The sequence below is a fragment of the Actinobacillus ureae ATCC 25976 genome, from assembly GCF_000188255.1.
Lineage (GTDB): Bacteria > Pseudomonadota > Gammaproteobacteria > Enterobacterales > Pasteurellaceae > Actinobacillus > Actinobacillus ureae.
On the sequence record NZ_GL831080.1, the window covers coordinates 460935 to 482892 of the forward strand.

Genomic DNA, 21958 nt, shown 5'->3' on the forward strand with positions numbered 1-21958 from the left:
CTCAACTTCCGTTTTTTGTTTTAAGCCTTTAATTAACGTGCACGGAAAATAATACGTGCTTTGCTTAAATCGTATGGCGTCATTTCTACCGTTACTTTATCACCGGTTAAAATACGGATATAGTTTTTACGCATTTTACCTGAAATATGTGCGGTAACAACGTGACCGTTTTCTAATTCCACACGAAACATTGTATTTGGTAAGGTTTCTAAAATTGTACCTTGCATCTCAATGCAATCTTCTTTAGCCATTGATTCCTCTTTAAATTAGGGTTTGGATATAAATAAAAAAACGGGAGTTATTATACTCTCATCAGCCTAAATTACAATCATTTCCAAGCGATTACTTACGTCTAAATGTACGGCGGCGCGAATGAAAACGCTGGGTTTGGGTCTTAGTCGTGGTTGTCGGTAACTTAATCGGCGAATGCATCACCACACTTTTACGGCGGAAGAAATAATGGTAACTACTTGCGAGCAAGATGCCTGCCAAGACTAAAATAATCAGTTGACCATATAGCTGATGGAAAATACGCTCCACTTTACTTTTGGTCGTTTGCCCATATTGCGCATCAAATGTCACACGCAAAAAGCCAACTAAATCTTGCTGAGAAAAAATCGGTTCTACAATTTGTTGAGTTGCTAGCTGCTGAGCATTCTCTTTCGTATTGTCTTGTTTGAGTAACGACTTAAGTTCTAAAGCATTATGGCTTTGGGCAATCAAAGTGCCTGACGGTGAATACAAACTGGCATCAATCACAAAATCTTCTTTCGAGAACGTATCCAACGCTTCGATCAAATCTTCATTTCTTACATTTTTCACCAACATCAACGAAAACAAATTCGCTTGCTGACGCACCAATAAATGCGAAAGATTGGAAACTTGGTTTACACTCGCCAGTTGTGAACCTAATTTAAACTGGTTAACACCGCTTAAAATCACACTCACCACCATTATGCATAATGCGCTAATGCCAGCAAGTAAACCGATTTTCACGAGTTTTTCACGGGGTAAATACATAGATTAATTGCTAATAAATAGTCGATAATAGATAATTCGAACACGTATTATCTATGTACAATTCCAAAATGTCTATTAAAAAGAGAACACTATGCCAAACACCATTTTTATCTTTGCCAAGCAACTAAACGAACAACACATTCAGCAATTTTCAGCGCAAACCGGTGCAGTATGTGTAAAGCAAGCAGTCTATTTAGGCTATAGCCTTGCATTTTTTGAGACAAATGTGACCGCCTGTGATTTACGAGAAGCAGCAAGCCAAATAGCAGCCGATGTAGCGGATCTAGCAATTGTGCCGAATCTTGCAGAAGCTGGCTTATTGGTTATGGATATGGACTCTACTGCAATCAAAATCGAGTGTATTGATGAGATCGCTAAGCTTGCAGGTTCCGGTGAAATCGTCTCGGCAATCACCGCAAGTGCCATGCGCGGTGAACTGGATTTCGAGCAAAGTTTACGTAAACGGGTTGGTACGCTGGAAAATGCACCGGAAAGCATTTTACAAACCGTACGAGAAAAACTACCGCTGATGGACGGTTTTGAACAAATGGTCAGTGAGCTAAAAGCATACGGTTGGAAACTTGCAATTGCCTCGGGCGGCTTTGACTATTTCGCTGATTATTTAAAAGAGAAATATCAATTAGATTATGCGGTTTCGAATCAGTTAGAAATTATTGACGGTGAATTAACCGGCGTGGTGTTAGGAAAAGTGGTAGATGTACAATATAAAGCAGAAACCTTAACCCGATTAGGTGAACAATTTAAAATTCCACAGCAGCAATGGGTAGCGATTGGTGACGGGGCAAATGATTTACTGATGATCAAAAGCGCTGCTCTCGGAGTTGCATTACATGCCAAACCAAAAGTTCAAGAACAGGCAAAATTTGTGATAAACTTTGGCGACTTGAGCGCATTGTGCGTGCTGCTTAATGCGAAAAATCTCTATGTATCATCCAACTAGGCTAATGCAAACTGTGTTAGCCGTAGTTTTCAATAATGAGGAATAAAAAATGCCATCTTTTGATATTGTTTCTGAAATTACAATGCACGAAGTGCGTAACGCCGTTGAAAATGCTAGCCGTGTTTTAAGCACACGTTATGACTTTCGTGGCGTTGAAGCGATTATTGAGCTTAACGAAAAAAACGAAAGCATTAAATTAACCACCGAGTCTGATTTCCAATTAGAGCAATTAATCGAGATTTTAATCGGTTCTTGTGTAAAACGTGGCATTGAACACAACTCACTTGATATTCCAAGTGGAGCGGAACACCACGGCAAACTTTACTCAAAAGAGATCAAACTTAAACAGGGTATTGAAACCGAAATGGCGAAGAAGATCACAAAATTGATCAAAGATTCAAAAATTAAAGTTCAGACTCAAATTCAAGGCGAGCAAGTGCGTGTAACCGGTAAATCTCGTGATGATTTACAAGCAGCAATCCAGCTAGTAAAAGGCGCAGAACTTGGTCAACCATTCCAATTTAATAACTTCCGCGACTAACAAGCGGTTAAATTTTGCAATTTTTTTGCAAATTTGATGAGGTGAACTATGTCTGGTAAATCGTCAGATACATCACAAAGCTGGTTCAAAAAAATGCTGGCAAAATATGATAAATTTTGTGAAGAACTCGGAGTAAACCAAGGTGCTTGCCGTGGCTGCGTGCCGGTAGTGAAATTCGATCCTGAAAAAGAACCGAAACCGGCAAAATCACAAGATAAAAACGCGACAGAACAGCAATCAAGCTAGTCCTACTACTAAATCCTCCCTGACTAATTTTAGCGGGGAGGATTTTTTTATTTCATGGCTTTTTGATAATAGCGAAAGATTTCTTACTTTCACTCTGGAGAAAATGTATGGCGATCACGGCACAATTTTCAGCATTATTTGACCGCAGTTTACAAGCTTACTGCGAAGAACGTTCTTTAAATCCAACTCAATTATCCGAACAACAATGGTATCAGCTGGTGGCACAAGTCGCACACCAAGCCGCTTTGCAATTTTTCCCTAAAAACACACCGCTTGCAGATACCCGTAAGGTTAACTACCTTTCAATGGAATTTTTAGTCGGGCGCTTACTCGGCAATAACTTACAGAATCTCGGCGTATACCAATATGTAGTAGATGAAGTGGCGAAATACGGCAAAACCTTAGTCGATATTTTAGAACAAGAAACCGATCCGGCGTTCGGTAACGGCGGATTAGGACGCTTAGCAGCGTGCTATTTAGACTCAATGGCAAGTATCGCACAACCGGCGGTCGGTTATGGCTTACATTATCAATACGGCTTATTCAAACAAAGTTTTGACTGGGCGGGCAGACAATATGAAGAAGGCGATGCGTGGGGACGTGATTTCTTCCCATTACAGTCACACCGTGCAGATTTCCGCCAAGCAGTTGGCTTTGCTGGCGAAGTTCGTCACATTACCGGCGATAAATACAGATGGCAACCGGCATGGACAATTTACGGTGAAGCATTTGATTTACCGGTAGTCGGTTATAAAGGCGTACAACAACCGTTACGCTTATGGCAAGGCTACAGTGAAACCGCTTTTGATTTAGCAAAATTCAATGACGGCGAGTATTTAGATTCGGAATCAATGGTAATTGATGCGTCAAAAATTACCAAAGTGCTTTACCCGAATGATAACCACCAAAACGGTAAAGAACTGCGCCTAATGCAACAATATTTCCATTGTGCTTGTTCAGTCGCAGATATTCTCAAAAACCATTTAGCAAAAGGCAGAACGCTTGATCAATTAGCTGAATTTGAAGTGATTCAATTAAATGATACTCACCCTGCGATTGCGATTCCTGAATTAATACGCTTATTACTCGACCAATACGGTTACAGTTGGGAAAAAGCTTGGTCAATCTGTTCAAAAGTATTCGCTTATACCAACCATACCTTGTTACCAGAAGCACTAGAACAATGGGATCAAAACCTTGTTGCTAAACTATTACCTCGTCATTTGATCATCATTGAACGCATCAACCTTGAACTTTACCAACAAGTCAAAGCCTGTTTTAGTGAAGATGAATTAGCCAACGTATGGGACGAAACAGCAATTATCGCTAATAACCGTGTACGTATGGCTAACCTTTGCGTAGTCGGTTCATTTGCGGTTAACGGTGTGGCACAAATTCACTCGGATTTAGTGATTAGCGATTTATTCCCTGCTTATGCGAAATTATTTAACGGCAGATTCCATAATGTGACGAACGGTATCACTCCACGCCGTTGGATCCGTCAAGCTAACCCGTTATTAAGTGCCTTACTCGATCAACATATTGAAGGCGACTGGACACAAAATTTAGAGCTGTTACGTCAAATCAAACCGCTTGCAGAAAATTCGGCATTTCAGACCGCTTACGCTGAGATTAAGCAACAAAATAAACAGGCGCTGGCACAAGTGATTGAAGAAACACTGGGTATCCAAGTGAATCAAAATGCGATCTTTGACGTACAAATTAAACGCTTCCACGAATATAAACGTCAGCACCTCAATTTATTAAATATCATCGCCACTTATCAAGAGCTGAAAGCCAATCCGGATATGCCATTTGTGCCACGCGTCTTTATTTTTGCCGGCAAAGCAGCTCCGGGCTACTTTATGGCGAAGCAAATTATTCAAGCGATTAATAATGTGGCGCACGTCATCAATCACGATCCGGAAATGCAAGGTAAATTACAAGTAGCATTTTTACCTAATTACAGTGTAAGTCTGGCGGAAAAAATCATTCCGGCGGCGGATGTTTCCGAACAAATTTCCCTTGCAGGTAAAGAAGCATCCGGTACCGGTAATATGAAATTAGCCCTAAACGGAGCGATTACTTTAGGTACGCTTGACGGTGCGAATGTGGAAATTGCCGAATTTGCCGGCGAGGAAAACGTGGTGATTTTCGGTCATACGGTTGAATCAGTACGTGAATTACGAGAAAAAGGCTATGTTGCTCGTGAATATTACGAACAAGACGAAGTATTACGTAAAGCGATTGATGCGTTAGCGGACGGCTCATTTGCCGGTGGTAATCAAGAAATCTTCGAACCATTGGTTTATGATTTGCTAAACAAAGACTATTTCTGCGTATTAGCCGATTTTGCCAGCTACCGTGAAGCACAACAAGAAGTTGCAAAACGTTACCAAAATCAGACCGCTTGGTTAAAATCTACGATTCTGAATACCGCTCGTCTCGGCAGCTTTAGCTCAGATCGCTCAATTCGTGATTACCAAACCAGAATTTGGAAAAAATAACGAAAGAAATAACCCTCGCCCCTTGTGGGCGAGGGACAGATTTTTCTTCATTTAGAAGAAAAATCAGGGAGAGGGGTAAGCGGTTAAAAATATACGAAATTTTGCAAATTTTCCCATCTTTCTCCCACAAAAAGAGAGTTATCATTAGCGAATGTATTTTTCGTGAAAATTAACTATATCCCATCATTCTCAATAAACTGCGTGTATATTCAATCGCTTCACTACGATTTGCCACACCGATTTTTTGATACAGATTACGAATATGCGTTTTAATCGTGGTTATCGCCACCACCAATTCTTGTGAAATCTGTTCATTACTGTAGCCTGAATAAATTAAACCGAGCACCTGCCATTCTCTCGCTGTAAGTGGGCTAATTTTAAGTAACTCCGGTACTTGTGGATTCTTCAACAAGTTAGCGACAAATTCCTCATCAAAATGCGCAAATTTATGGCGATTGTGCTGGTTAATACTCCGCAAAATAAATTGCGCTTTGTGGGTCGAAAGCTCATCCAACACATTGATTTGTAACAACTGACGGATTTGCTGCGCCATCAAATCACCTTCAATCACAAAAGCACTGATAAAATTGGTTTGTTGAGTTAGATTTAACGCTCGGATCAAATCTTTTTGAGCCAGATCCATTCTACCTTGGCGATAAAATACTCGATTACGCAAAATCAGCGCTCGTTGCGTATCACTGATCAAATTAAAGGTCGCAGAAGTTTGTAACAGGCGATTCAAAATATTCAACGCTTGTTCAAAATTATCCTGTAACAAATAACAACGAGCAATATTTCGCCATTGGCGTTGTAAAAAGTGATTATTGTCTTGTTCCGGAAAACTGACTTGCGTCAACCAACTTTCCAAATGTGACTTATCATCACTGATTTGCCAATACAGCATTTGTACTTCGTCAAAAGTTGAACGCCAATCCCAATGCACCGCCTGAGCAATAATTAAATTACGACATTGTTCTATCAAACGTCCGGCATTATTTAAATCGCCTTTAGTCAGCGAAACCTTTGCCAACAATGCCAAACAATGCGCTTGTTCGCCCTCTTTTTCTAAGACTTCAATACCGGCATTCGTCATCGCTTCCGCTTGGTCTAAATGATGCCATTCCCACAAGATTTGTCCTTTTAAACGCAATAGAAATTCATGCATCGGAATTTGGTGTAAATGCTGCGCTTGCAAAGTGGTGTCTTTCAGCAAATCATAGGCAGACTGCCAAAAGCCCTGTGCCGATAAAATTTCCGCTTGTTGCAGCTTCGACCATAACCATTGATGATAGGCCCTTTGCTCTAATGCCATTTTCTCCACTTTCTGCATTTGAGCCAAACCCTCTTTCAAATAACCACGGCAATGTTGTGCTTCTCCAATAATGGAATTTGCAACAATTTGTGCATAACCGAAATCGGACGACAGATGAACAAGTGCCTGTTTTGCTAAATTATAGGCCTGCTCATCATTGCCCTCATTAATTGCTACCTGTGCTTTTAGTGCATCAAAACGTGCTTGTAAATCGGCAACAAGCGGTTGATTTGGCTGAAATTTTTGCAAAATACCCGATACTTCTTGATGACGGTGCTGGCTCTGTGCAAGCCACGCTTTTAACAGCACTAAGTTTGAATCTTGCCAAAGTTGCTGCGCTGAAAGTAATGCCAAACAGTCTTCCAATAACTTAAGCTGACCTTGATGAAATAACGACCAACCATGTTCTTGTAAAATGGTATAAAGCGTTTGAGAATCTTCCAACATCTGCGCATGATAAAGCGCCTCGGATCCATATCCTAATTTCAGCCACATCATCGCTGCAATTTTATGTAGCTCTTGCCATTCACACGGCAGTTCTAAACGACAACTTTGCGCAAGATAAGATGCTAAGATCGGATGAAATTTCCACCAAATTTCATCATCATCATGCAAGATCCGTTGAATAAAAAGCCCCATTTTTTCTAATTCATCGAGTTTTTTTACGCCATTTTCATCTTTAGTGAGAGCAAGTACTAATTTTTCATTCATCGAACGTAAAATCGCACAGCGTTGCATAAATAACTTAATTTCCGGCTCAACGTAATGGAATACTTCTTCATTCAGATAATCGGCAATATGTTGTTGATTGAGCTTAGCAAATAATTTTTCCGGCGAACGCAATAATTCAGGATTTTGTTTCACCGCAAAACTGACTAATTGTAATGCCGTTGCCCAGCCTTCAACCCGATCACAAAGCGAAAATACTTCATCGTCTGTGAGTGGCTCATTAAATTTTAATGCTAAAAATTGGCGGGTTTCGGTCGGCGTAAATGCCAGCTGATGCACATCAATTTCTAATAGTTGCTCATGAATTCGTAAATTAGTAATACTTAACGGAGGGGTTAAACGTGATAAGACAATCAGGCTCATCGTCTGTGGTTGATGCTTTAACCAAAAACGAAGCGCATCGTGAATTTCACTATTTTCAATATGGTGATAATCGTCTATCACTAAGTAAAAGTGGCTACGCACCTGAGAAAGCTGAATCAATAACTGAGAGAAATAATCTACCAAATTATTTTGGTAAACAATTCCGGAAAAAGAGAGGTCGGTCGCTTGCGAGAGTGCTGCGGTAAAATAAGCGGAGAATTGTTCAGTTTTATTGTCACTTTCGTCAAGTGAGTACCAACCGATACGTTGGTTTTTCGCTAATTGTTTTTCTTTCCATTGGCAAACCAGTGTTGTTTTACCATAACCTGCCGGTGCAATAACAAGCGTCATCGGGTAAAATTCAGCCCGATTTAATTCATTTAAGAGTAATGTTCGTTCAACGGTTTCTGTCGCTTTTGTGGTTCGATTGACTTTATTAGAAATGAGTTTAGTTGGAATCAATCTTGAAAATGTCGCTTGCATTTTTCCTCCATTACATACGATATGGAGATTCTAACAATTTTCTCCTTATTTAGTTAGTGGAAATAAAAAGGCCACTGAAAATTCAGTGGCAAAAGGAGAAAGAAAAAAACATCTATTTTTTAGCAGAAACTTGTTTTAAGAAAATTTGACGCGGCGAAGAAAGCCCGAGTTGCTCCGCTTCGTTTACTAAATTCATCGCTTTACTAATATCATTATTTTTTAATGCCTGCATAACCGCTTCATTAAAGTATTGTTCTGTGGTTTTCTCTACTGCTTTCTGTTTTGCATTTCTTTGTGGATTTTTAACCGCCTGTACTTCCACTCCTACCGTTTGACTAACAGTCGGTTTCGCTTCAAATAACACGCCGCCATTAGCTACATTACCTAGACCGACAAATTGAGTACTCTGAACACCATCTACATTAATTTGAATTTGCCCTGAATTAGTGTGTTTTACTTGTAAATCTGCAATTGCGGGTGGTTGATTACCTTTTGCTTTTTCATATAATTTTACTGGATGAGTAAATGTCGTTTGGCCAGCAAGATCCTTTTCAGTGGTGTAGATCAGTAAATAAATAAAATCTTGTCCGATTGCCGGCGTTAAACTTAATTCCGCTTGAATTTGCCCGCCTTCAAAACCACGCTCTTCCACGACTTTAAATTGCGAAGCGGGGTATGTTAGCGATTCATTAAAATTCGCATCCAGAACTAAAACATTCGGTACAAAAATATGTTTATTATCTACCACTAAACTGCTGATTTTAATCTTCACGGTGCCTTGATTTGCCGGAATTTTATAACCGACTACCGCACTATTTGTGCCTGCCAACGTTTGGCTAAATGTACGGATTTGTTTTTCTGAAAGTTTATTAACAACCTTTTGTGAGAAAGTCACATCTTGCCAACCAAAACGGCTTAGCTCTGTTTTTGATGGCGTAGTTGCCATAGCAACCGATGCAAATAAAACACTTGATAAAAATGCTGCAATTTTGGTTTTCATAAATGCCTCTCTAAAAAATTATCTGTTACATCGTATAAAGGGGCGTAATACATACGCCCCAAATGGCTCAATTACCACCATGCTTCAAATTGAACACCGCCGATAAACTCGCCGTCTTTCGCTTTATAACCAGCGTCTGTGCGATTTGCCGTGTTAAATTTGTCATTCCAGTGTGCGTAAGTGCCGAATACACGGATTGCAGGGCGAGCCCAAATGCTACTACCCGCTTGCCATTGTTGCGCAATGGTGTATTTCATTAGATCATTTTTCTTACCGCTTGCTTGATCTTTAATACGGTCATAACCTACTTCTAATAAGGTGCTTATTGTATCGTTCCATTTATACATCGGACGAATACCTGCTGAGTACCAAGTTTTACCTCGCTTATTATCTAAGTCTGTTTTTTCGTAGATTAACGCATACATTACTTCTACTTTATCGCTTGCTTGTACAACACCTTGGTTAATTAAACGAAGCATATCGCCTTTATTATTTGCAGAACCGCCTTGTGAGTGACCTGTACTCCATGATGTCATTGCATCTTTAGCATACTGTGCGGTAAATTTATTAAAACCGCCGAAGAAGTTACCTTGAGTGTGCTCAATAGTTGCCATATAGCCACGTTTAGTCGCATCTTTTTCATAGATTGCACCATCTTTAGTATGCGCATTACCAAAGTCAAAACCGATTTCTAATGAACCGTCTTTATTCGTTTCAAGACCGGCTAAACGGATATCGAATACATCGTTATAAACGTCTTTATTTTTATCTTGGCTACTTTGCCATTTTTTAGTCATTGGATCATATTTCCAACTATACGCACCATCTTTTTCAGTATTACGAGTTACCGCTAAGGAGAGTTTACCGAAACCGACATCAATATTTTCAACCCCCGCACCCGGGCCTGAAATATCCCAGTAGTAGAAGTCATTCATATGTACATCGTGACGTTGGTAGAAACGTTTACCAGCCCATAAAGTAGCGCCCGGTAAGCTGTCAGCGAAGTTCTTGAACTGTACGTTAATTTCACGAAGTGCAGGATTAGTTGCTTCCCAGTCCACTTGTTGATTCACCGAATAAGCAACGTTAGAGTCTAAATAAATAGATTTCTCACCGTTTTTATAAAGCTCTTGACCTAATTTTAATTCCGCATAAGTTTCTGCTTCATTACCTAAACGGTATTTAGAACCGCCACCATTCACAGTAAATGCCGATTGCTCGCCACCACCTGAAGTCCAGCCAATACCGGAACGTGCATAACCGTGGAAATCAACCGCTAATGCACTGGTTGAAAGTAAAGCACTTGAAACTAAAGTTGCTAACATCGTTTTATTGAGGTTCATAGGAAACTCCTTTCTCTTTTCAGACAGTTTTTTTCATTATTAAAATTTAAGGGAAACCCTTAAGAACATTTATACGCCTTGCTCGACAAATAAACGTTTACATGCCGTGCCATCTTCTCGGAAAAGGTGACAACGATTCGGATTAATACCAATCGACATTGAATCACCTTCTTTCACTAATACAATGTCATTTTGGCGATAGACCAGACTCTGTTTAATCGGTGGCATTTCAATATGAACTTGCGTTTCATTACCCAATTGTTCTACCACTTTTACCATGCCGGAAATACAAACTTCACTTTTTTCACACGGTAATAAATGTTCCGGACGAATACCTAATGAAAGGTTATCTCCTACTTTTACGCCACCACTTTCAACCGGTACCCAGAAATTCAAATGGGTTGAGTCCGGTAATTCAATTTTTACCCCACCTTCTCGTACATCAATCACTCGTACCGGTAAGAAATTCATCTTAGGTGATCCGATAAAACCCGCCACAAAACGATTTGCTGGGTAATGATAAAGCTCTAATGGCTTACCCACTTGAGCAACGTTCGTTGTAAGATTGCTGCCTGCAGAAAGCGCTTGTAAAACAACAATTTTATCAGCGAGCGTCATTGCTTCGATTTGGTCATGCGTTACATAAATCATTGTTCTGCCAAGTTTTTTATGTAATTTTGAGATTTCTACACGCATTTGCACACGTAATGCCGCATCTAAATTTGAAAGCGGTTCATCCAATAAAAACACTTCGGGCTGTGAGACTAAGGTACGCCCAATTGCAACACGCTGACGTTGACCGCCCGACAATTCTTTCGGCTTGCGATTTAGTAAATGAGCGAGTTGCAGAATTTCCGCGACTTGGTTAACTCGCTGGTCAATTTCTTCTTTTTTTGCTCCGGCGAGTTTCAAACCAAACGACATATTTTCTGCAACAGAAAGATGGGGATAGAGGGCATAAGATTGGAATACCATACCGATATTTCGATTTGCCGGCGGTACATCATTTATTCGTTTATCCCCGATAAATAAATCACCGGAGGTAATTTCTTCCAAGCCAGCAATCATTCGTAATACGGTTGATTTACCACAGCCTGACGGGCCGACAAAAACAACAAATTCGCCGTCTTTAATTTCTAAATTAACATCTTTAGAAATATGTACATTGCCATACGATTTGCATACGTTTACTAATCGAACATCTGTCATTTTTTTATCCCTCTCGCTTGAAATTTGTTACGTAGTTTACGTATTTCTCTTTTTTCCACATCATACTTTCAGTAAATTTTTTCTTTCCGCAACTCAATGTTTTTATTCCATTTTTTCTTGTTTTTTTGTGAATTTGATCACAAAAAATACCTGAAATTTTGTGATCATATTCACAAAAAATTGGGATTTCCCCAAAATCTGTGAGCTACATCAATAAATTCGGTTATGGGGAGGAGGATGGGGGATGATGAAATGATGGGTAAATTCTTTATTATACTCTGCGTAAAAGACTGGAAAGTCAGTCTATCTCTAAAATTAAATGAGGAAAATCCTATGAAAAAACTCACTAAAACCGCATTAGCTGTATTAACAGGACTTTGTATTGCTCAAGGTGTCAATGCAAAAATTGTGGAAGGTCAACTCAATATCTGGATTAGTGCAGATAAAGGTTATAACGGTTTAGCCGAAGTAGGTAAAAAGTTTGAAGCGGAAACCGGTGTTAAAGTGACAGTAGAACATCCGGGGAAATTAGAAGAATTATTCCCACAAGTTGCTTCAACCGGCGATGGTCCTGACGTGATTATCTTCGCCCATGACCGTTTCGGTGGCTACGCTCAAGCCGGTTTATTAGCCGAAGTAAAACCAAGTGCTGAATTTAAAGCAAAATTATCTGACATCGGTTGGGATGCGAATAAATATAACGGTAAACAAATTGCTTACCCAATTGCGATTGAAGCGATTTCATTAATCTATAATAAAGATTTAGTTGCGACACCACCAAAAACATGGGAAGAAGTAGAGAAACTTGATAAAGAATTAAAAGCTAAAGGTAAAAGTGCCATTATGTGGAACTTACAAGAACCCTATTTCACATGGCCGGTTATTTCGTCTCAAGGCGCTTATGCATTCAAATTTACACCAAACGGCTATGATGTTAAAGATATTGGTGTAAATAATGAAGGTGCGCAAAAAGGCTTACAATTCGTTGTTGATTTAGTAAATAAAAAAGTAATTAACGCCGATATGGACTATGCTGTTTCGGAAGCAGCATTTAATAAAGGGAATACCGCTTTAACTATTAATGGTCCGTGGTCTTGGGCAAATATTGAGAAAAGCGGAATCAACTACGGCGTAGCCGTTCTTCCGACGCTCAATGGCAAAGCCTCTAAACCATTTGTTGGGGTATTAAGTGCTGCAGTGAATGCCTCTAGTCCTAACCAAGACTTAGCAAAAGAATTCTTAGAAAATCACTTATTAACCGATGAAGGACTCACAACCGTCAACAAAGACGCGCCATTAGGTGCTGTTGCATTAAAATCTTTCCAAGAAAAACTTGCCAAAGATCCTCGTATTGCTGCAACGATGGCGAATGCGGAAAACGGCGAAATTATGCCAAACATTCCACAAATGAGCCGTTTCTGGTATTCAGAAAAAGCAGCTATTGGCAATGCGACAAGCGGTCGTCAATCTGTAAAAGCAGCACTTGATGAAGCACAGGCAAAAATTGAAAAAGAATAACTTTTGCTAACCTCACTGTTAGGACGCCTATTAGAGGCGTCCTATACCTCCAGCTTATCAATTTACAGGGGAAACACTATGCCAACATCAGATACAATGCCCCCTTCTCAACTTTGGGCTAAACGTCTATTTATCGGATTACTCTATCTGCTTTCTTTCTACCTCGTGTTCACCATTTATCTACAAGGCGAAATTCTCTTTGCCTTACTTGTTTTAGTTGTTGTGACCACAGGGATCTATATTTTTTCAAATCAATCAACTTATCGTTGGCGCTATGTTTACCCTGGCGTTTCTGCTATGGGGATTTTTGTGTTATTCCCGTTAATCTGTACTGTCGTTATCGCCTTTACAAATTATAGCGGATCCAATCAACTTAACTTTGAACAAGTCGTCCGCCAATTACAAAATCAGACTTACGCAGCAGGCGATCATTTGAATTTCAAATTGTTACAAACAAGCGAAAATCAGTATCAAATTGCATTAAGTAATCCGAATTCGCAAAAAAATTATCTTTCTGAACCGCTTGTATTGGAGGTTCTTCCTAGCGAATTAAGTGTCGCTGAAGTAGAACAATTTCCGAATATATCAACAGCACAACTAAAAACAATCACTCAAAACCGCACTAAATTACAAGCGATAAAAGTATTACTGCCTAATGAGCAAATTGTCACTATGAGTTCGCTTCGCCAATTTGCTGAACAAAAAGCTCGTTATACGTTTGATGAACAAAACCAAATTTTAACTAACCATGAAAATGGTGAGCGCTATAAACCAAATAATGAGATCGGATTTTTCCAACCAATTGACGAACACGGTAATTTTACAGGCAATCGATTAGAGCCGGGTTATACCGTTTCAGTAGGCTGGCAAAACTTCATTAAAATTTTAACGGATGACGGCGTTCAAGAACCATTTATTAAAATCTTTATTTGGACGGTTATTTTTGCCCTTTTAACCGTTGTTTTTACTACATTACTCGGGATGATTTTTGCTTCTCTAGTGCAATGGGAAGCATTAAAAGGTAAAGCGATTTATCGCCTGTTACTCATATTACCTTACGCTGTACCGGGCTTTATTTCTATCTTAGTTTTTAAAGGGTTATTTAATCAAAGTTTCGGTGAAATCAACCTCATTCTGAATCAGCTCTTCGATATCCGTCCGGAATGGTTTAATGATCCGTTCTTAGCTAAGGCAATGTTACTGATTGTGAATACTTGGTTAGGCTACCCGTATATGATGATTGTCTGCATGGGCTTGCTAAAAGCAATTCCGCAAGATTTATATGAAGCGTCTGCAATTGATGGTGCAAGCGTATGGCAAAATTTCACGAAAATTACTATGCCTTTATTGGTTAAACCGCTTATGCCGTTAATGATTGCCAGCTTCGCCTTTAACTTTAATAACTTTGTATTAATCCAGTTATTGACCAACGGTGGCCCAAATATGGTAGGTACAACAACACCGGCTGGTCATACCGATTTACTGGTCAGTTACACTTATCGTATTGCCTTTGAAGGTAGCGGTACGCAAGATTTTGGTTTAGCGGCTGCAATCGCCGTCATCATCTTCTTGCTAGTAAGCGGATTAGCATTATTCCAAATCAGAATGACGAAATTATCACAAGATTAATTGACGTTGCTCCTTCTACACACGAAGAAGGAGCAAAGAGGATATCAACTATGGCTATTGTTCAACCTAAATCAATGAAATTGCGTTTATTTTCCACGCATCTTTTTCTAATCTGTTTTTGTGCAATTATCTTATTCCCGATGCTGATGATTATCGGGATTTCATTACGTCCCGGAAACCTAGCAATCGGTGAATTGATCCCAAATGAAATTTCACTTGAACACTGGAAACTCGCCTTAGGCATTAGTGTTACTCATGCAGACGGAAGTATAACCCCACCGCCATTCCCTGTTTTACTTTGGCTATGGAATTCCGTCAAAGTCGCAGGGATTACGGCATTAATTACCCTCGCACTTTCAACCACTGCTGCGTATGCTTTTGCTCGTTTGCGTTTTGCCGGTAAAAGTTTATTACTGAAATCGATGTTAATTTTCCAAATGTTTCCGGCAGTACTTTCATTAGTCGCGTTATATGCCTTATTTGATCGTCTAAGCGATTACATTCCATTCTTAGGTTTAAATACGCACGGCGGAGTAATCTTTGCCTACTTAGGCGGTATCGCAATGCACGTTTGGACAATCAAAGGTTATTTTGAAACTATTGATAAATCGCTTGAAGAAGCCGCAGCCCTCGACGGAGCAAGCCCGTGGCAAACTTTCCGCTTAATTTTACTACCGCTTTCCGTACCGATTTTGGCAGTTGTATTTATCCTCTCGTTTATCTCAAGCATTATCGAAGTACCGGTTGCATCCTTATTGTTACGAGATGTTGATAACTACACGCTTGCAGTAGGTATGCAACAGTATTTACACCCGCAAAACTACCTCTGGGGCGACTTTGCCGCAGCAGCCATCTTGTCTGCTATTCCAATCACACTTGTATTCTTATTAGCACAACGCTGGTTAGTCGGTGGTTTAACTGCCGGTGGCGTAAAAGGATAACATTGGAGGACCTCCTCCGATTTGCAAAAAATAAATAAAAAATAACCGCTTATGAGGCTATGCTCACTAAGCAAAAAAGGAAAATCACAATGAAATCGCTTCACCCATACCTTAATCCTTATTTCTTTGATGAATATGGCAGACGCCGTTATGCCAGCCAAGCGGTCTGTCACAAAATTGCAAAACGCTTAGGTTCTCCTAAAAGCAAACCAATTATTCCTCCTGTAAAGGTAGCAACAGAAGGACAAGCAGTCTATATTCGACTAAATCTTGCAAATAGCAATAAAGCGTTACAAGCTCGCTGGCAACTTCACTTAGAAAACGGTGAAATACGTTGCGGTAAAGTAAAACGTAATGCGATCAATTTACCGAAAGCTCTGCCTCTCGGCTATCATCATTTACAGCTTAAAAGTGAGCATTATTCACTAAGCTGCCGCCTGATTATTACGCCGAAAACTGCTTTCCAGCCAAAAGAATTACAACAAAAACAAAAATTATGGGGCGCAATTTTACAACTCTATACGCTTCGTTCCGAACATAACTGGGGCATCGGCGATTTTAGCGATTTGAAAACCTTCCTAAGTCGACTTGCTGAAAAAGGTGGTGATTTTGTTGGGCTAAATCCAATTCATGCAATTTTCCCAGCCAATCCGGAAAGTGCCAGCCCTTATAGCCCTTCATCTCGTTTATGGCAAAACATTGTTTATATCGATGTAGCAGCGATTGATGCCTTCCAACAATCTAGCGAAGCGCAAGCCTGGTTTCATTCCGCAGAAGTTCAACAACAGCTTATTGAGGCAAGAGCAAAAGACTACGTAGATTATTCGCAAGTGATGCGCTTAAAACTCGAAGGATTACGTTTAGCCTATGCCACTTTCGTTCAGCAAGATCAACAAGCTTTCGAACAATTTATCAATGAATACGGCGAAAGCCTAAAAGTGCAAGGTACATTCGACGCATTGCATTATTGGTTATCCAACCAATTTAGCGAGCAATGGGGTTGGAATTTCTGGGCGCAAGAATATCAAGACTACGCATCAAATGTAGTACAGGCATTCCAAACGGAACATAGCCAATTAGTTCGTTTCTATATGTGGTTGCAATTTGTGGCTCAACAGCAATTAAGAGCGTGTAATCAATTGGCAAAAGCACTCAATATGCCTATCGGCTTTTACCGTGATTTAGCGGTAGGCGTTGCCGATAACGGTGCGGAAACTTGGGCGGATAAAGAGTTATTTGTGCTAGATGCCTCTGTCGGTGCACCACCGGATATTATGGCACCAAACGGACAAAACTGGGGCTTATCACCGATGCATCCGGAAGTGCTACAAGCTAGAGGATACCAGCCATTTATTGATTTATTACGTGCCAATATGAAAGATTGCGGTGCATTACGTATCGACCACATTCTTGGTTTTGCACGTATGTGGTGGGTGGCAAAAGGCGATTCGGCTAAAAACGGCGCTTATGTACGTTATCCGCTAGAAGATTTGTTAGCAATTCTTGCGTTAGAAAGTCAGCGAAATCAGTGTTTAATCATTGCTGAAGCACTTGGTACAGTACCGAAAGGTATGCTACAGAAATTAGAAGACAAAGGTATTCTCGCTTATAACATTTTCTATTTTGAATGGGATCAACACGACAGTAAGCCATTAGCTAATTATCCATATCAAGCGATGACGACACTCAGTACGCATGATTTACCAACCCTACAAGGCTACTGGAAAGGCTACGACTTTGATTTAGGCAAGAAATTTGGTGTTTACCCAAGTGAGAAAGTGCTTAATATTCTGAAACAAAGTCGCCATTTCAATAAAGAAGCGATTAGACAAGCGGTCGAAAAAGTCCAAGATCTTGCAAAAGATAGCGAAGGCGTAAACTTAAAATTTGTACATCAATTACAAATGTATGTAGCGGATACCAATTCTGCTTTATTTGGCACTCAGCCGGAAGATTGGCTAAATATGCTCGAGCCGGTAAATATTCCCGGAACAAGTAATGAATATCCGAATTGGCGTAGAAAATTAAGCTATACAATTAATGAGATTTTCAACCACGAGCAAATCAATCAACTACTTGATGCTTTCGAACAAAAACGAAATAAATAAGGATATAGCCATAAAGCATTGTGGCTATTTTTATAAATTATAGGTTATTTAAAAGAGGAGGACTTGGATAAAAATTGGAAGTTATTCACATTTATTACATAAACACCCATTTATCGTAACGAACTTAATTTACTTTATTCACGTATATCACTAAAATACAACGCCTTTTGGCGATTTGTAATATCCAGATTATTCAAACTTTTATAAGGTTACCTTTACTATGTTGTGGTTTTTCTTTTGTGTAGCAGTTCTCGTACTAGGCTACTTTGTCTATGGGAAGATCATTGAGAAAATCTTTGTGATCAACCCGAAAAAAACAACACCGGCTTATGCGATGAACGACGGTGTTGACTACATGCCAATGTCAAAAACAAAAATTTGGCTCATTCAATTATTAAATATTGCAGGAACAGGCCCTATTTTTGGTCCAATTCTCGGCGCACTATATGGTCCGGTCGCAATGCTTTGGATCGTTATCGGTTGTATTTTTGCCGGTGCGGTACATGACTACTTCTGTGGTATGTTAAGTATTCGTAACGGTGGTGCAACAATGCCGGCTTTAGCGGGTAAATTCTTAGGTCGTCCGGTTAAAGTATTCATCAACGTGATGGCACTTGTTCTTCTTCTACTTGTTGGTGTGGTATTTGTAGCAAGCCCAGCACAATTAATGGCAACCATTACGATGGACGTCTTCGGTGCGACAGGCGGAACATTACAACTAAACGATACGGAAGCACTTCACCACGCAGTTGAAGCAGGCGGCTTAACGGTTTGGGGTATGGATAAAGCAACTGTTATCTCTGTTTGGACATTAATCATCTTTGCTTACTATATCTTAGCAACCTTACTTCCGATTGATAAAATTATCGGTCGAATCTACCCATTCTTCGGTGCATTATTGCTGTTTATGTCGATCGGTATGGTGTACGGTTTAATCACTTCACATTTCAGTGCAACCGATCCAATCGAATTCTTCCGCACGATTAATGCAGACGGTCAAGGTTTAACATGGGAGAAATTCACGCAAAACTTCCAAGTGAAGGGCGATGTTCCGATTTGGCCTTTATTATTCTTAACTATTTCTTGTGGTGCATTGTCAGGCTTCCACGCAACGCAAACCCCATTAATGGCACGTTGTGCGGAAAATGAAAGCGAAGGTCGTTTTATTTTCTACGGTGCAATGATTACTGAAGGTGTTATCGCATTAGTATGGTGTATGGTAGGTCTTGCATTCTATGAAAACCCACAAGCATTACAAGATGCTATTTCGGCAGGTTCACCGTCTAAAGTGGTTTATGACAGCTCATTACACTTCTTAGGCTTTATCGGTGGTATTTTCGCCGTATTAGGCGTAATAGTATTACCAATTACTTCAGGTGATACTGCATTCCGTGCTGCACGTTTACAATTGGCTGAACTCTTTAAAATTGATCAACGTTCATTAACTAAACGCTTAATGATTGCAGTACCATTATTCGCATTAGGTTTCGTGGTATCAAAAATTGACTTCAGTATCTTATGGCGTTACTTCACTTGGGCAAACCAAATGACAGCAATGGTAATGCTTTGGACTGCAGCTGCATATTTATATCGTTACAAAAAATTCCATTGGGTATGTTCGATCCCCGCATGGTTTATTACAACCGTATGTGCAACCTACTTGTTCTATAACAAAATCGGCTTCGGTTTAGATTATCAACTTTCCGTTTACTTAGGTATAGCAGCAACAATTATTTGTATCGTACTATTCTTCACTATGCTTAAACCATTAGGTGAACGCGATGAAGATGCTTATGTAGCAAATTAATCTATTGATTGATATTTTAAAAGCGGGGATAATTTCCTCGCTTTTTTATTTTAAATAATTCTCCTATATGCAATTCTTTGACACTCATACTCATCTAGATTATGTAGCAGAAAGCGTCAACCTTTCCATTACTCAACTTGTTGAAAATGCCAAACATTCAAATGTCACTCGTATTTTAATTGTGTCGGTATTTGCAAAAAATTTTGTAAAAGTGACCGCTTGTGCTAAGCAAGCACCGAAGCATTTGGTTTACGGCTTAGGATTACACCCGCTTTATATTCAACAACACCAAACAGTTCATTTAGATTATTTAGAATCGTTATTAGCACAACAAGATCCACAATGTACTGCAATTGCGGAAATTGGTTTAGAAAGAGCGGTAGAAACACTTTGTACCCCCGAACTTTGGTATAAGCAGTGTGAATATTTAGAAGCACAACTTGGTTTTGCCAAGCGGTTTAATTTACCGGTAAATTTACATTCTCGGAAAAGCCATGACCAACTTCCAGTCTTTCTGAAAAAAGCCCAATTATCGCATACGGGAGTAATTCACGGGTTTGCCGGAAGTTATGACCAAGCAAAACGCTTTGTTGATTTAGGTTATAAAATTGGGGTGGGTGGCACAATCACCTACGCAAGAGCTAATAAAACCAGAGAGGCTATTCGTAAGCTGCCTTTAGAAAGTTTATTACTGGAAACTGACTCGCCCGATATGCCTGTATTTGGCTTTCAAGGAAAACCAAACCGTCCAGAGCGATTGGCTGTGACTTTCCAATCTCTTTGTGAATTACGCGATGAATCACCACAAGAAATTGCCGAGGCCATCTGGCAAACCAGTGAGAAATTATTTTGGTATAAATAAACGCACACGAAGCACCAAACCCGATAATTAAGGCAAATGCACGAGGATCAAGGTTTAATGACTCCGCAATTGAAATAAAGATCGGCACAAGTAATGCTGCACTCGTTGTATTCGAGGTAAATTCAGTTAGACATACAATAAACGCCGCAATAATCAAGCAGATAATATAATAGTGTTTGCCTTCAATTAATGAAACTATACCTTCCGCCATAATTTTACTTGCACCGGTATGACTAACACATAACTTAGGGTTAAACCGCCACCGAATAAGAATAATACGCCCCATTCGGTTCCTTCTTGTAACTGGTTCCAAGTTGTTACACGTGATGCACATAAAGCAAGAGCGGCTATCATCGCAACGATACTATCAAAACTACCAATATTTTTTGATAAGCCTAAGAGAGGTGAAATAAAACTATTCACTTGTTGACCAAAAACCCAACAAAGTGCAATCACTACGAAAATGCCTAGAGTAATAAGGCGCTTGCGATTCATCGGAATATCTTCCGCATGAAATTCAAAACTACCGGAAAACTTTGGACGGAAGTTAAAATATAGCACCACTAATGCCATTGGTAATAAAATCGCAACCATTGGTAAGCCATACATTAACCACTCGGCAAAACCAATACCTAATTGTGATGCAGCAATTGCATTCGGAGGGCTACCTACTAAAGTCCCCATACCGCCAAGACCTGCACTATACGCAATACCTAAAATAACAAAAGCAAAAGTATTATGCTCTCGCTCTTTATCCATATTGCTTAATAAGCCTAAGGCTAACGGTAACATCATTGCCGCTGTTGCAGTATTACTCATCCACATAGAAAGGAATGCTGTTACTGCAAACAAATAAATCACCGCAACAGAAAGTTTGCCCTTTGCCATTGCCATAATCTTATTTGCAATTAAGCGGTCTAATTGCTGAATATGTAATGCGGTCGCTAGAGCGAAACCACCAAAGAACAGGAAAATTGTCGGATCAGCGAAAGCAACTAATGCATCCTTAGATTTAACCAATCCTAACGCTATTGAAAGAATCGGCACCAGTAATGCCGTTACCGTAACATGTAAAGCTTCAGTAAGCCACAATACAGCAACAAATACTAATAACGCCAAGCCTTTATTTGCTTCGGGCGCAAAAGGTAAGGTGTTGAGGAGAATAAAAAAACAGTGCAACATTCGCAATAAAAATCACGTTATTACGAATATTGGTTTTGTTAAGAGAAACAGAAGTTGCGTCCATTGCGTCCCCACAATTGAACAATTAAAATACAAAGGCACTATACACAAAATTTTAAGGAAAGAAATGGAAATGTAAGAGAAATGTGAACTTTCTCAAAAATATTTTTAACTTTTTATTAACATTAAATTAGGGG

General features: G+C 39.6%; 16 protein-coding genes and 1 pseudogene. 10 read left to right on the forward strand and 7 right to left on the reverse strand.

Translation table 11 applies throughout. From position 1 onward, the window contains the following. Positions 1 to 32: 32 nt before the first annotated feature. Both infA and HMPREF0027_RS02350 read right to left on the reverse strand, forming a co-directional pair. The gene (gene infA / locus HMPREF0027_RS02345; RefSeq protein ID WP_005598198.1) at positions 33 to 251 is read right to left on the reverse strand and encodes a translation initiation factor IF-1; all 219 of its coding nucleotides are present in this window, start codon (positions 249 to 251) and stop codon (positions 33 to 35) included. Positions 252 to 342: 91 nt separating this feature from the next. Then, the gene (locus HMPREF0027_RS02350; protein ID WP_005621930.1) at positions 343 to 1020 is read right to left on the reverse strand and encodes a YtjB family periplasmic protein; all 678 of its coding nucleotides are present in this window, start codon (positions 1018 to 1020) and stop codon (positions 343 to 345) included. A gap of 91 nt (positions 1021 to 1111) precedes the next feature. On the opposite strand from HMPREF0027_RS02350, the gene serB reads away from it, so the two are divergent. From serB to glgP, 4 genes are all read left to right on the forward strand, one after another. After that, positions 1112 to 1981: a phosphoserine phosphatase SerB gene (gene serB, locus HMPREF0027_RS02355; RefSeq protein WP_005621932.1), complete on the forward strand. Its 870-nt coding sequence runs from the start codon at positions 1112 to 1114 to the stop codon at positions 1979 to 1981. 49 nt (positions 1982 to 2030) lie between these two features. Further along, positions 2031 to 2522, forward strand: a complete 492-nt coding sequence (locus HMPREF0027_RS02360; protein WP_005621934.1) for a YajQ family cyclic di-GMP-binding protein — start codon at positions 2031 to 2033, stop codon at positions 2520 to 2522. A gap of 48 nt (positions 2523 to 2570) precedes the next feature. Beyond that, positions 2571 to 2768, forward strand: a complete 198-nt coding sequence (locus HMPREF0027_RS02365) for a DUF5363 domain-containing protein (protein WP_005621935.1) — start codon at positions 2571 to 2573, stop codon at positions 2766 to 2768. Positions 2769 to 2875: 107 nt separating this feature from the next. Continuing rightward, the gene (glgP, locus tag HMPREF0027_RS02370) at positions 2876 to 5275 is read left to right on the forward strand and encodes a glycogen/starch/alpha-glucan family phosphorylase (RefSeq protein ID WP_005621937.1); all 2400 of its coding nucleotides are present in this window, start codon (positions 2876 to 2878) and stop codon (positions 5273 to 5275) included. 169 nt (positions 5276 to 5444) lie between these two features. Here the strand turns inward: glgP and malT are convergent, their stop codons facing one another. From malT to malK, 4 genes are all read right to left on the reverse strand, one after another. Beyond that, complete coding sequence (gene malT, locus HMPREF0027_RS02375; RefSeq protein ID WP_005621939.1) at positions 5445 to 8162, reverse strand: HTH-type transcriptional regulator MalT; 2718 nt, start codon at positions 8160 to 8162, stop codon at positions 5445 to 5447. Positions 8163 to 8274: 112 nt separating this feature from the next. Further along, positions 8275 to 9162, reverse strand: coding sequence for a maltose operon protein MalM (malM, locus tag HMPREF0027_RS02380; RefSeq protein ID WP_005621941.1), 888 nt, complete (start codon positions 9160 to 9162; stop codon positions 8275 to 8277). Between the two features lie 71 nt (positions 9163 to 9233). After that, positions 9234 to 10505, reverse strand: a complete 1272-nt coding sequence (locus HMPREF0027_RS02385) for a maltoporin (RefSeq protein ID WP_005621943.1) — start codon at positions 10503 to 10505, stop codon at positions 9234 to 9236. A 69-nt stretch (positions 10506 to 10574) separates the two neighbouring features. Further along, positions 10575 to 11714, reverse strand: coding sequence for a maltose/maltodextrin ABC transporter ATP-binding protein MalK (gene malK / locus HMPREF0027_RS02390; protein WP_005621945.1), 1140 nt, complete (start codon positions 11712 to 11714; stop codon positions 10575 to 10577). A 333-nt stretch (positions 11715 to 12047) separates the two neighbouring features. Here malK and malE point away from each other — a divergent pair, with 333 nt between their 5' ends. The 6 genes from malE (at position 12048) to HMPREF0027_RS02420 (ending at position 20579) form a co-directional block, all read left to right on the forward strand. After that, the gene (malE, locus tag HMPREF0027_RS02395; RefSeq protein WP_044024227.1) at positions 12048 to 13232 is read left to right on the forward strand and encodes a maltose/maltodextrin ABC transporter substrate-binding protein MalE; all 1185 of its coding nucleotides are present in this window, start codon (positions 12048 to 12050) and stop codon (positions 13230 to 13232) included. A 78-nt stretch (positions 13233 to 13310) separates the two neighbouring features. Next, positions 13311 to 14861, forward strand: a complete 1551-nt coding sequence (gene malF / locus HMPREF0027_RS02400) for a maltose ABC transporter permease MalF (protein ID WP_005621952.1) — start codon at positions 13311 to 13313, stop codon at positions 14859 to 14861. Positions 14862 to 14911: 50 nt separating this feature from the next. Continuing rightward, entirely contained in the window at positions 14912 to 15802 is an 891-nt protein-coding gene (gene malG / locus HMPREF0027_RS02405) for a maltose ABC transporter permease MalG (RefSeq protein ID WP_005621954.1), read from the forward strand. A gap of 59 nt (positions 15803 to 15861) precedes the next feature. Further along, the gene (malQ, locus tag HMPREF0027_RS02410; protein WP_005621957.1) at positions 15862 to 17910 is read left to right on the forward strand and encodes a 4-alpha-glucanotransferase; all 2049 of its coding nucleotides are present in this window, start codon (positions 15862 to 15864) and stop codon (positions 17908 to 17910) included. 220 nt (positions 17911 to 18130) lie between these two features. Continuing rightward, a complete protein-coding gene (locus HMPREF0027_RS02415) occupies positions 18131 to 19717 on the forward strand; it encodes a carbon starvation CstA family protein (protein ID WP_005621959.1) in 1587 nt (528 codons plus the stop codon). A 67-nt stretch (positions 19718 to 19784) separates the two neighbouring features. Next, a complete protein-coding gene (locus tag HMPREF0027_RS02420) occupies positions 19785 to 20579 on the forward strand; it encodes a TatD family hydrolase (protein WP_005621961.1) in 795 nt (264 codons plus the stop codon). Here the strand turns inward: HMPREF0027_RS02420 and HMPREF0027_RS02425 are convergent. Beyond that, positions 20575 to 21825, reverse strand: a pseudogene (locus HMPREF0027_RS02425) (SLC13 family permease); the annotation flags it as partial. The gene HMPREF0027_RS02420 and the pseudogene HMPREF0027_RS02425 sit on opposite strands and share 5 nt — an antisense overlap. Between the last annotated feature and the right edge of the window lie 133 nt (positions 21826 to 21958).

What these genes read in the sequence shown, in the direction of transcription:
- malG (WP_005621954.1), top strand. Translation starts at nt 14,912, where the DNA reads ATGGCTATTGTTCAACCTAAATCAATGAAATTGCGTTTATTTTCCACG.
- HMPREF0027_RS02360 (WP_005621934.1), top strand. Translation starts at nt 2,031, where the DNA reads ATGCCATCTTTTGATATTGTTTCTGAAATTACAATGCACGAAGTGCGT.
- HMPREF0027_RS02420 (WP_005621961.1), top strand. Translation starts at nt 19,785, where the DNA reads ATGCAATTCTTTGACACTCATACTCATCTAGATTATGTAGCAGAAAGC.
- malF (WP_005621952.1), top strand. Translation starts at nt 13,311, where the DNA reads ATGCCAACATCAGATACAATGCCCCCTTCTCAACTTTGGGCTAAACGT.
- malM (WP_005621941.1), bottom strand. Translation starts at nt 9,162, where the DNA reads ATGAAAACCAAAATTGCAGCATTTTTATCAAGTGTTTTATTTGCATCG.
- HMPREF0027_RS02415 (WP_005621959.1), top strand. Translation starts at nt 18,131, where the DNA reads ATGTTGTGGTTTTTCTTTTGTGTAGCAGTTCTCGTACTAGGCTACTTT.
- HMPREF0027_RS02365 (WP_005621935.1), top strand. Translation starts at nt 2,571, where the DNA reads ATGTCTGGTAAATCGTCAGATACATCACAAAGCTGGTTCAAAAAAATG.
- malQ (WP_005621957.1), top strand. Translation starts at nt 15,862, where the DNA reads ATGCTCACTAAGCAAAAAAGGAAAATCACAATGAAATCGCTTCACCCA.
- malT (WP_005621939.1), bottom strand. Translation starts at nt 8,162, where the DNA reads ATGCAAGCGACATTTTCAAGATTGATTCCAACTAAACTCATTTCTAAT.
- infA (WP_005598198.1), bottom strand. Translation starts at nt 251, where the DNA reads ATGGCTAAAGAAGATTGCATTGAGATGCAAGGTACAATTTTAGAAACC.
- HMPREF0027_RS02385 (WP_005621943.1), bottom strand. Translation starts at nt 10,505, where the DNA reads ATGAACCTCAATAAAACGATGTTAGCAACTTTAGTTTCAAGTGCTTTA.
- HMPREF0027_RS02350 (WP_005621930.1), bottom strand. Translation starts at nt 1,020, where the DNA reads ATGTATTTACCCCGTGAAAAACTCGTGAAAATCGGTTTACTTGCTGGC.
- glgP (WP_005621937.1), top strand. Translation starts at nt 2,876, where the DNA reads ATGGCGATCACGGCACAATTTTCAGCATTATTTGACCGCAGTTTACAA.
- malE (WP_044024227.1), top strand. Translation starts at nt 12,048, where the DNA reads ATGAAAAAACTCACTAAAACCGCATTAGCTGTATTAACAGGACTTTGT.
- malK (WP_005621945.1), bottom strand. Translation starts at nt 11,714, where the DNA reads ATGACAGATGTTCGATTAGTAAACGTATGCAAATCGTATGGCAATGTA.
- serB (WP_005621932.1), top strand. Translation starts at nt 1,112, where the DNA reads ATGCCAAACACCATTTTTATCTTTGCCAAGCAACTAAACGAACAACAC.